The following is a 9,898-nucleotide window of genomic DNA, read 5'->3' as shown; positions in this document are numbered from 1 at the left end:
CTGGGGTGGTCAATTTAAGGACATTGATAATGCAATTATTACTACCTTTGCAGATGGTCATAAAGAAACTCGCTTTACTCCACCACCAGCATATATCACACCTGAATTAGTCCAAAGTTTATGTGAAACTTATAATAATGCAATTTGTGATAATTCTTTCCCGCCATTAATACTAGTGGCAGCATTTATGTTGGATTTTGTATCAATTCACCCATTTAGAGATGGTAATGGCAGAATGTCACGCTTGTTAATGTTACTTGAATTACAACAATTAGGTTTCGGAGTTGGTAAGTATATTAGTTTGGAACGTTTAATTGAAAAAACTAAGGCGCAATATTACCGGACTTTGTTAGAAAGTTCAGGTAAAGCATGGATTAATAATGAAAACGATTATGGACCATATGTTGACTACTTTTTGAGTATCGTATTGCAAGCTTATCGTGAATTAGATTCAAGAATTGACATCACTGGTGATACGGAAAGGGATCCGGAATCATTGCTATTGAGTAAAATTATTAATAGTTTAAAGCCGTTATCTAGACAGGAACTAATGAATTTAGTGCCTCAATATGGTGAAAGTACTATTAAACATGCTTTAGCTAGGTTGCGCAAAGAAGGAAAAATAGGTTTAGTAGGCAAAGGAAAAGCAAGTCGCTATATTGCCAATGACTAAAGCAGTGTAATAAACAAACAATCGGTGCAAAATTTAATTATTTTGCACCGATAATTTTAGTAACAGAAAAACTAAGAGAATTGTTCCATATATTAGCATATTATCGTTGACGATCTATTTCTAAAAACAACAAGTTCGTTAAAATTAACAAAATAACTAGGTAATATTATAAATTTAATTAAACACTGATCCGAGTGAAGAATGGTTGACAACTATCTTTAGCGCTCTTTAGTAGTTTGGGTATCACGGATTCATTGGTAACTTCTTTCTAGAATTTTGGTTAATTACATTCTATCAGAGAAGTTCAATGGACTTTTTTTCTAATCAGGGCAAGTGTTCAACTTCATTTTACAATTTACCATTTTATTTTTTTGTTAGCGCGTATTATCTGAACATGGAAGGAGTTAAGCGCAGATGCCCGCACACCCCCAGGATATCTGCGCATGGACCGATGTCAGGACAGAAGTTTTAGTTTCCTATAGGAAAAATAGGCAAACATAATATGAGCTTATGCTAAAATTAAAATTAAAGAATAACGCTGAATAGATAAGGCAAAGCTATGAAAATTAACGATATAATAATAAAAGGCATAAAAAATAGTGAAAAAATTGCTACACCGTCAGTTATTTATTTAAAAGATGCTATTAGATTTAATATAGATGAAGCGTTAAAACAATTATCGGAAGTAAAAACTAATGAGACAAAATTACTTTATTCTATAAAAGCTTGTTATAACTCAAAAGTAATTTCGCTTTTATCAAGATTTGTGGCTGGCTTTAGTGTTTCCTCTGTACAAGAATATAAAAAAATAGCTCAGTTTAATAATAAAATTGTTTCGGCTACCGGATTTGACGGTGTTGATATTAGTATAAAAAAGGTATGACGGTTTATTATTTGATTATAACTCGTATAAATTAAATAATGGTTCTACTAATTTTTTAAAAAATTTGAAGATTTTGCAATCAAATGGATTTATAGTTACAGATTCATTTGGTAGAACAAAAATACCAGGTTTGTTTGCTATAGGAAGTGTAACAATGCCAATATCTGGAGTCCCAGAAGCTATTTATTCTGCACAGATTACTGGATTCTATGTAGGACATCTCTTAGAAAAGACAACTATTGCTGATCCTAGTGGTAGATTTCCTTTCTTTCCTAGAGAAAGGAACTGGTTAAATAGCTATCAACATAAAATAGAGCTTGATGAAGAATAACCATAAAAGGTAGATTAGTTATGACAATTGGTGAAGCCTTGAAAGAAATGCAGAAAGAGCTTGGACTAACCGGAAAAGAAATGGCTGCTGGCATTATTACAACTGGTACGTATTCACGTGTAATCCATGGTACTAGAAGAATAAGCAGTGATTTATTAATAAAATTACTACTAAAACACAATATAGACTTATCTTATTTCTTTGATAAAGTATCTGATACTTACATGCCTCCCTCCAATAGGTTAGAACAAAAATTATCCTCTCAATTTGGACTTGCATTTAATAATCATGATATTGCAGCAGCAGTTACAACATTCGAGCAGATTAAAAAGGCTAATGTTAGTATTCATTTTAAAAAAAGAGTACAGATAGCTGTTGCTTTTTTGACAAAAACTACAGATGATTTAGATAATAAGTTTAAGAAATCCATTATAGATGATTTAAATAAAGAGAGTAACTGGATTTTTAATATTCAAGCTTTACTTTTGTTTGCTACATCATTTGAAATTTTACCATCTGAATTTGTTGAAAAAAAGATGGTCTTTTTCTTTAATAAAATATCACGATCTAAAAACATTTCAGAAATTATGAAAGAAAGATTTGCCATCGTTTGTGTTAACTATTTACATTGGAAATATTCTCAAACAATAGGATTGAATGGAAAAATAGGGATAATTGGAGCTAATGTAGTGAATGCTATAAATTATCTTCAAAGCTTAGAGTCAACCACTCATTTTATCATTTATATAATATCAGCTAAATATTATTCGGCATTGTTTTCTGGTAATTTAACTCGTGCTAAGCAGATTAAAGAGAATCTGCTTGATATGGGGTGTACATTAGTGGTTAAAAATTGGCCACTGTGAAATTTTTGTTTATTTAAAAATATAAATTTATTATGGATTTATAGCCAACCGATTATGAGTATTATTAAAAATAAGAAAAGGATTATAATTAAAAAAGTGTATTATGTTATGTAAAAAATATGTAAACGTTTATAAGCTGCTAGTTGGCCGAGTCACGACCAACATCGCCGACAGTCTGTTCTACATGGCGGTGCTCTGGTACTTCAAGGAGACCGGGCACTCACCTTTCATGGTAGCGGTCCTGTTGACCGTTACTTCCGGGGTTGACATGGTCTCGTTCGGCCTGGGCCCTCTGATTGATCGCATCTCAATGAAGAAGCTGCTGAACTATTCCACCATCATTCAGGCCGCAATCAGCGCTGCGGTGGTGGGGGTGTTGCAGCTGGGCCAAGGCGGCATCGGGGCTGACGCTATGGTCTTAATTCTTTACACGGCCTCCACGGTTCTTTCAACCATTATTTACCCGGCCGAAACCAAACTGCTGCCGCTGTTTGTCGCGGAAAAGGACATGCTCCACTTCAACGGCCTGTTCGAGGTGACCTACGGCGTTTTGGACTTAGTTCTGGACGGTTTTGCCACCTTTCTGATTGCGACAACGTCAATCAGCATGACCGTGGTCATCTCCGGCGTGGTTTTTGCGCTGGCCCTGCTGACCTACGGGCGCCTGCAGATTAACGCCCTGGCCAAGGACGTCTTGGAGAGCGAGGAGTACTTCACCGGCTCCTACTGGAAGGACCTGCACGTTGGCTGGCAGACGCTGAAGGATGAAAAGAACATCCTGGAACTGATTCTGCCGCTGTGCGTCGTCAACTTCTTCTACGGCATTTTCGACGTGGGCCTGCCGTATTTTGGGCAGAACTACGTTCATGACTCGGCAATCGGCTACGGTGGCCTGCTGATGGCCTCGTCTCTGGGCGGCATCGCTGGTGCCTTCCTGGTGCAGCACTTCAAGCTGGGCAAGAAGAGCATGGAATTGTTCATCGCAATTTGCTTTGTGGGTGCTGGCGTCTTCCGCCTCCTGGTTCCGCTGACGGCGGGCCTGAGCGTCCTGCTCATCCTGCTGAACTCGGCCGTCTCCTCTTTGTGGCTCACCATGATGAACACGGACTTTGAGGCCCTGGTGCAGGTCAGTTTCTCGTCTGCGGTGCTGGGGCGCATCGAGACCATCAACGACAGTATCCTGTCCGTCATGATCCCGCTCGGGACGATGGCGGGCGGACTGGTGGTTGACCGGCTGGGCGCAATCAGCACGCAGTACATTTACGGCGTTACGCTGCTGCTCGCGGCGGTCTACTACCTCGGTGTGGTCAGGCACAAGGCCAAGAAGTAAAAAGAATCCGCATGGCATTAACATGATTATTCATTAGATTCTGTTGCTATAGTTTGGCGATGTTTTGATTGAGCATTCAGACTAAAAATAGATATGCCCCTTGAAATTAAAGTAGTTTAATAATTTCTGGTTAAGGACTAACTTCCGATATTAAATCGAGGTTAGTCCTTTCAGTTTGCTTGTTCCGGTGAAGGTAAGTTCTTGAAGGTCTGTTCAAAGCCGTAGAACATATTCCACTTTAAGGTATCAAAGAAAGCCTACCATCAGTCCGTTGCCTTTGCGTGGTATGGACTGGTGGATGCCACGGCTTTTAGTCAAGTTTGAAATTGTAAGTATTCGTCTAGGTATCAATTAGTTGATGTGAGTCAGTGTCAATTGTTTGAGCTACAGAACAGTGCTGTAGCCCTCCTCATGTAAGCTGAGTGCCTGTAATTTTTGTTCAACGGAAAATTGACCATAGTAAAACCCTTCAGATGGACTTAGGTCCAATTGAAGTGCAACTAAAAAGTTAGACATTTTATCTAAAAAATTCTTGAATTCAGGCCAGTCATAAAATTCAAACTCTATTTTACAATTTACCGAAAGAAAACAAAGGCAGAACGATTATTTTTGTAACTCAGCGCTTGTCTGCGGTGAAATATGCAGATAAGATTCTCTTTTTACAAAATGGTAGAATTCTCGGCTTTGATACACACGAAAAATTAATCAGACGTAATGCGGATTACCGTAATATGTATAATTTGCAAAAGGATATTTATATCTAAATTTGGGTTGGTCTAAAAAGTGCTTTTTGCTACAATTAAAGTATTTTAGTAAGTAAAAAATACTTTTGGTAAGAAAAGTCGAAAATTTGAGCAGCAGCAAACTTTTGCAAGTAAACTATTTTAAGTAAGTATTTGTTGTATACTCTAGCGCAATGGAAAGTGTGACAAGTTTGAATTCTATTAAAAAGTTTTTAGATTGGCTAACAAGTTTATTACTGATTATAGTTGTCGGACTGGTTTTGATCACACTTTTTTCCGCATATTATAGTTTTGGCACTATGATTTTTGGAGTCCATGAGGCAAGCGCAATAAAGGATTTTTGGTTCACAGAAATCATGTTGGGTACAGCTTATGTATCTATAGTTATGGTTATTGCTATATATACAGCAATAACTCGTTTTTTAAAGAAAAGAAAAAATGATGCTTCTTGTTAAGTAGCATTGATTACAAATATAGCAATATGAAGGCAGGTAGTTCATTGAACTAATTGCCTTTTGTTATTCAAGAATACTGTGGTTCTTGATATAGCTGGCTTTAATTGATGGTAAATTGTTTTGAGAGGAAGAGTGCATATGGCACGAAGTCCTTTAGAAAGGTGTTCAGCCATTGAGTGTTTACCATGCATTAAAACTAGTGCTGGAATTTGCCTCACGTATTATTGCCTTATGTCAACAAACACAAGTAAACAAAAAGACCGTCCCAACAATAACTTTATTAAGTAATATAAGTGTAAAATTGGCTAGCCATGAAAAAAGGAAAGACTGAACTGACAGTCTTTCCTTTTCCTATATTGCTTACAGTTCACCAATATTTATTGCTAAATTGCCCCTTAGGTTTCTGTTCTCTGTAGCAACTTTGTTCAATGACATTATGTTAAGTTAGATTGGTCTGGATTTTTTAGGTAAAAACATCAATAAATTTTTATGCAATTTTAGCTTGTTTTGTTTTTTTGTTGACTTTTATCATTACAATTAAAGTAACAGTGAAGACGATTGCACTAAGTACTAGGACACCGTACAAGGCGTAATTAACGTTGATTGTACCAGCTATGGTGGTAAATAATGTCGTCATTAAAGGACCGGCGATTGCCAAGATTGTGTTTAAAAGCCCTGCTGAAGAAGATAATATTTTGCGATCTACGGAGATAACCAACCATTGCATTAACTTGGGACTGCTCGTACCAGCTAAGAAACCAAGAGTGGTCATTAGAATAAGGCAAAACACGATATTCTTATTTAGGATGACAATAGCCATAATGGCACTACTAATAGTAGATAATAAAGATAGCTGGAAAAGCGATGTGTTTTTAAGGAGTTTGGTGCCGACTGCACTGCCAAGAGCTAAACCAATTGCGGCAGCGGCTCCTAGAAGTGCGATGGTGAAACTATAGCTGCCGATAAGCATGCTTTTGTTTCCTGCAATAACGATTGAAATTAATGGCTGGACAGAACTGAGCAAGCCATTAAGCATAGCTACAACTAAAACAATCGTTAAAAGTCCGTGGGCTTGCCTTACTTGCTTAAATGATGAACCAATTGTGGCAAAGAAGTTTTGGTCATTGACCTCTTCTGTCTGCTCAGGCTGTTGCTTATGAACGTTCGTCCCAATGTTGGCATAAAGTAAGCCTGCTGCTAAGAAGGTTAGTGCGTTGACAATAGCCAGTTCTGAGTATGACATGAAGAGCAGGAGCCCGGAGCCAACAAATTGTGCAACTAGCGTAATTAGTTGTGATACGCCGCTTGTAAAACCCTGAGCTTCGGCCATTTCGTTTTCACCGACGAGGCCAACGATTAGCGGCGTTTGTAAACCGCCAGAGTACATGCCGGAAAGATCAGATACAAAGTTGAGTCCGATAACCATTAAGACCAGGTTCCAGCCGGCAATATTGGTGGCAAAAAGCAGACCCACCAGCATGTATAACGCAAAGCGAATAACTGCCAGCCAGACAATTACGCGATACTTATTGTGTGTCCGGTCAGCCAGGTAGCCGCTGAAACTTTGAATTAAATCAGGCAGAGACTCGGTAATTGCAATTAAAGATAATGCCAGGGAATAATTTTTTAACTTGCTAGCATAAGTCATGAGGGCCAGGTAGAACAGGATGTTGCCTGCGCCGGATAACCAGCTGGCGAGGGTAAATTTTCTGTAATTTTTATTCTTTAAAAAAATGTTCATGTTTTTACCTCTTTTATTAACTATATATTTAGTATATTTTGGTTATAATGAAAAAGAGAGGAATGTCATATTTGACAGTTTAAAGTTAGAAGGAATAAAAATGACAATTGGGGAGTTGTTAAAAGATTATCGGATAAGTCAAAAAAAGACGCAGAAACAATGGGCAAAAGATGTGATAAGCCCTTCATTCTATGCGAAAGTAGAAAAAAATTTAAGTCGGATTTCTGCCGAAGATTTAATTGAATTACTACATTCTAATCAAATTCCAGTGATTGATTTTTTCAGTAAATTAAATCAAAAAGATAAGTCGATTAATCAACAAGAATTAGAAATAAATCGACTTATTAATGAAGCATACTACCAAAATTCTAAAAAAGAGTTGCAACAAATACGAGATGTAGTTGCTGAAGGTGAATTACCTAATAAAAATGATGAATTACTTCTTATTGATGCCTATATTGCGGTAATTAGTAAAGACCTTACAATGCTAGATAAAGAAGTTATAGACAGAATGAAAGAAAAAGTTTTTAATATTTCTAATTTTGATGAAGATGGATTAATTATGTACTGTAATTTCATGAGCTTTTATGATTTGAATAGCAACTTATTGCTATCTAAAAGGATAATAAAACAGCTTGTTGGATCAAGCAGTGTCAGAATACAAGAAAAAATTTTGGCTATCATTATCAATATGCTGATTTTTTGCATTAGAAATAAGCGATTTGAAGAAACTGAGGAATTTGTTAATTATGCGGATCAAATAAAAACAAAACCGGAGGTTTTCTTTTATAAGCTGCTGATACCGGCATTTTATAATATAGTTAAATATCAAAATAATCATGATCAAAAATATCTGGATGAAACAGAAATAATAATTAAAAGTATCAAACTAGCTGGAATGCCGGATTATGGTAAGGAGTTAGAAGAGCTTTTAGTTGCAAATAAATAAACTTGAAAAAGCCATGTTTGATTTTGAAGTACCCCCAAATTTATCCTAAATTTGGGGGTATTTTTATGTCTAAATTATCTAAACAAGATAAAATTGAAATCTATCATCTTTGGCAGAGCTAATTAGTTTGCTTTTGCTTATTTTGAGTATTTCTGAAGAATATTATCCACTCATAAATACATGCAATAACCGCTATTAGATAATCATACCAATGAAAAGCTTTTGAAAAGCCTACTAGAGAGAGAATAAACACGGCAATCAACGCTAAACTAAAAAATATAGGTTTAGCAATCGCCATATTATACTTAATAAGCCAAGTATCAATTGGCAGAAGCTCTAAAGCTAAAATAATTATTATTATTACTAAAGTAGTATTCATGTTATAGTCACACCTTTTAAATTATTTTAAAGATAAATAAATACGATTGTTCGTGCAGTCCAGTAAGCGACTGTCTTGTCAAAATGGAGATAATGAATTAGTGCATACCGTAACCGTCTTCAGCTTTACCTTCATAATCAGTTAGAAAGTTTACAAAAGCTTTTAGTGATTTAGCTTTTAAATTGTTTCTAACTTTAAACCACGCGTCAGGTTATTGTTTTGTTCAGTAATTTTGTCTTGTAAGAGAGTATTCTGTTGCTCCTCATTAAGTCCAGCACCATTAACAATTTGATCAAACTCATCTTGTTGATCTTTAGTTAATGAACCGTACAATGCCTCATATGAACTGTCGTTTTGATTTTCATTGGAATTACTTACGGAGTTATCCGTAGCAGCAAATGTATTTACTACAGTTGTTGCCATAGTCGTTCCTATAAAACTTGCTGCTGCAAGAGAAATTCCCAATTTTTTAATGGTACTTTTCATAATAGTACGCCTTTCATAATATTTTTCGTTAATATCGACATTGATACTAAAATCATAGTTCAGTATAAAAGATTGTCAACAAATAATATTAAAAATAGTTATGTATATATAAACATATAGTTCTTTAAATATCCAGTTAATTTGTGCTTGATAATATAAAATTATCAAATTTTTCAAAGATTAATAACTAAAAGACAAAATAAAAATGACTCTTACAAGTCATTTGAAATATTGATTGCTTATTTTAAAAATACAGTGGAAATCATCATTATAGTAGGTGCAATTATTGTCAAAATAATTTTGAATACGTTACTTTTAAACGTTAAGCTCTCTATTGTTAGCGAATAATTATAAACCAATCAGAGGCGATTTTAACATGTCTGGAGATCTTATGCCTAATTATTTCAAGATTTTTGGCCACCAGTGTTCATTTTTTTAACTGGCTCTTTTATTTCATTATGTTAAGTTGCTTTGATATATATGGAATTATTTTACTTTGGCATAAATTAAGGACAGGTAAATGTAATAAATTTGTTTCTAGTTATGCCTCATTAATAGCTGCATTTTTATTAGTAGAATAGGCTACCCCAACTATTGCTGCTAAAATAATTAAACAAGTTATACATAATAGTGTTAATGCGATAGTAATGCCGAAAGAAGCAGTAATTGTAGTAAAAATAGTTGTCATAACTGGCGCAGTCACTATTAAAATTGTGTTAAGCATTCCCATAGTTGATGACAAAATGTTTTGGTCGACTGCTTCAACAAGCCACTGTGTTAATTTAGGGCTAGCCGTACCAATAAATATTGCAAGGCTTGCCATGACAGGCAGACAAATGAAAATATTTTTAATAAGCATTGTACCAATAACTGCGATACTTAAAGCTGTTGAAATAATTGCGATAGTGAATAATGACATGTTCTTGAATAATTTTGTGCCTACAATGCTACCAAGTGCCATACCAGCAGTCATTACAGCTCCTATTAGGGCAATCGTAAAACTGTATGTTCCAATGACCATAGAAGACTTATTACCAGCGATTACGATTGAAATTAAAGGTT

Annotated in this window: 10 protein-coding genes and 2 pseudogenes; 8 read left to right on the top strand and 4 right to left on the bottom strand. The window is 35.5% G+C overall.

Annotated features, from left to right (window positions below):
* The 7 genes and pseudogenes from Q0R51_RS08490 to Q0R51_RS08460 all read left to right on the top strand — a co-directional run.
* The coding region (locus Q0R51_RS08490; RefSeq protein WP_294758098.1) for a Fic family protein at window positions 1-673 on the top strand (673 nt) is incomplete at its 5' end.
* A 559-nt stretch (window positions 674-1,232) separates the two neighbouring features.
* On the top strand, window positions 1,233-1,556 hold the full coding sequence (locus Q0R51_RS08485) for a hypothetical protein (RefSeq protein WP_294758096.1): 324 nt from the start codon (window positions 1,233-1,235) through the stop codon (window positions 1,554-1,556).
* Window positions 1,557-1,611: 55 nt separating this feature from the next.
* A pseudogene (locus Q0R51_RS09075) lies at window positions 1,612-1,887 on the top strand (hypothetical protein); the annotation flags it as partial.
* 20 nt (window positions 1,888-1,907) lie between these two features.
* On the top strand, window positions 1,908-2,753 hold the full coding sequence (locus tag Q0R51_RS08475) for a helix-turn-helix domain-containing protein (RefSeq protein ID WP_294758093.1): 846 nt from the start codon (window positions 1,908-1,910) through the stop codon (window positions 2,751-2,753).
* Window positions 2,754-2,856: 103 nt separating this feature from the next.
* Window positions 2,857-4,083, top strand: coding sequence for an MFS transporter (locus Q0R51_RS08470; protein WP_294758091.1), 1,227 nt, complete (start codon window positions 2,857-2,859; stop codon window positions 4,081-4,083).
* 632 nt (window positions 4,084-4,715) lie between these two features.
* On the top strand, window positions 4,716-4,847 hold the full coding sequence (locus Q0R51_RS08465; RefSeq protein ID WP_294758089.1) for a hypothetical protein: 132 nt from the start codon (window positions 4,716-4,718) through the stop codon (window positions 4,845-4,847).
* Between the two features lie 161 nt (window positions 4,848-5,008).
* Entirely contained in the window at window positions 5,009-5,281 is a 273-nt protein-coding gene (locus Q0R51_RS08460) for a hypothetical protein (protein ID WP_294758100.1), read from the top strand.
* 487 nt (window positions 5,282-5,768) lie between these two features.
* Here the strand turns inward: Q0R51_RS08460 and Q0R51_RS08455 are convergent, their stop codons facing one another.
* Window positions 5,769-7,022, bottom strand: coding sequence for an MFS transporter (locus Q0R51_RS08455; RefSeq protein ID WP_294758087.1), 1,254 nt, complete (start codon window positions 7,020-7,022; stop codon window positions 5,769-5,771).
* Between the two features lie 100 nt (window positions 7,023-7,122).
* Between Q0R51_RS08455 and Q0R51_RS08450 the strand changes: the two genes are divergently transcribed.
* Window positions 7,123-7,971, top strand: a complete 849-nt coding sequence (locus Q0R51_RS08450; protein WP_294758084.1) for a helix-turn-helix domain-containing protein — start codon at window positions 7,123-7,125, stop codon at window positions 7,969-7,971.
* Window positions 7,972-8,089: 118 nt separating this feature from the next.
* On the opposite strand, the gene Q0R51_RS08445 is transcribed toward Q0R51_RS08450, so the two are convergent.
* From Q0R51_RS08445 to Q0R51_RS08435, 3 genes and pseudogenes are all read right to left on the bottom strand, one after another.
* Window positions 8,090-8,350, bottom strand: a complete 261-nt coding sequence (locus tag Q0R51_RS08445; RefSeq protein ID WP_046324003.1) for a hypothetical protein — start codon at window positions 8,348-8,350, stop codon at window positions 8,090-8,092.
* 177 nt (window positions 8,351-8,527) lie between these two features.
* A complete protein-coding gene (locus Q0R51_RS08440; RefSeq protein WP_294758081.1) occupies window positions 8,528-8,836 on the bottom strand; it encodes a hypothetical protein in 309 nt (102 codons plus the stop codon).
* A 541-nt stretch (window positions 8,837-9,377) separates the two neighbouring features.
* Window positions 9,378-9,898, bottom strand: a pseudogene (locus Q0R51_RS08435) (MFS transporter); the annotation flags it as partial.

The organism is uncultured Lactobacillus sp. (genome assembly GCF_946477725.1).
In the GTDB taxonomy this organism is placed as follows: Bacteria; Bacillota; Bacilli; order Lactobacillales; family Lactobacillaceae; genus Lactobacillus.
The sequence above is the reverse complement of the archived record's forward strand: the minus strand, read 5'-3'. Positions and strand labels throughout refer to the sequence as shown.

Bases quoted from the DNA above. Each gene is read 5' to 3' on its own strand.
- Q0R51_RS08485 (WP_294758096.1), top strand. From the start codon at position 1,233: ATGAAAATTAACGATATAATAATAAAAGGCATAAAAAATAGTGAAAAA.
- Q0R51_RS08475 (WP_294758093.1), top strand. From the start codon at position 1,908: ATGACAATTGGTGAAGCCTTGAAAGAAATGCAGAAAGAGCTTGGACTA.
- Q0R51_RS08470 (WP_294758091.1), top strand. From the start codon at position 2,857: ATGTTATGTAAAAAATATGTAAACGTTTATAAGCTGCTAGTTGGCCGA.
- Q0R51_RS08455 (WP_294758087.1), bottom strand. From the start codon at position 7,022: ATGAACATTTTTTTAAAGAATAAAAATTACAGAAAATTTACCCTCGCC.
- Q0R51_RS08450 (WP_294758084.1), top strand. From the start codon at position 7,123: ATGACAATTGGGGAGTTGTTAAAAGATTATCGGATAAGTCAAAAAAAG.
- Q0R51_RS08445 (WP_046324003.1), bottom strand. From the start codon at position 8,350: ATGAATACTACTTTAGTAATAATAATAATTATTTTAGCTTTAGAGCTT.
- Q0R51_RS08440 (WP_294758081.1), bottom strand. From the start codon at position 8,836: ATGAAAAGTACCATTAAAAAATTGGGAATTTCTCTTGCAGCAGCAAGT.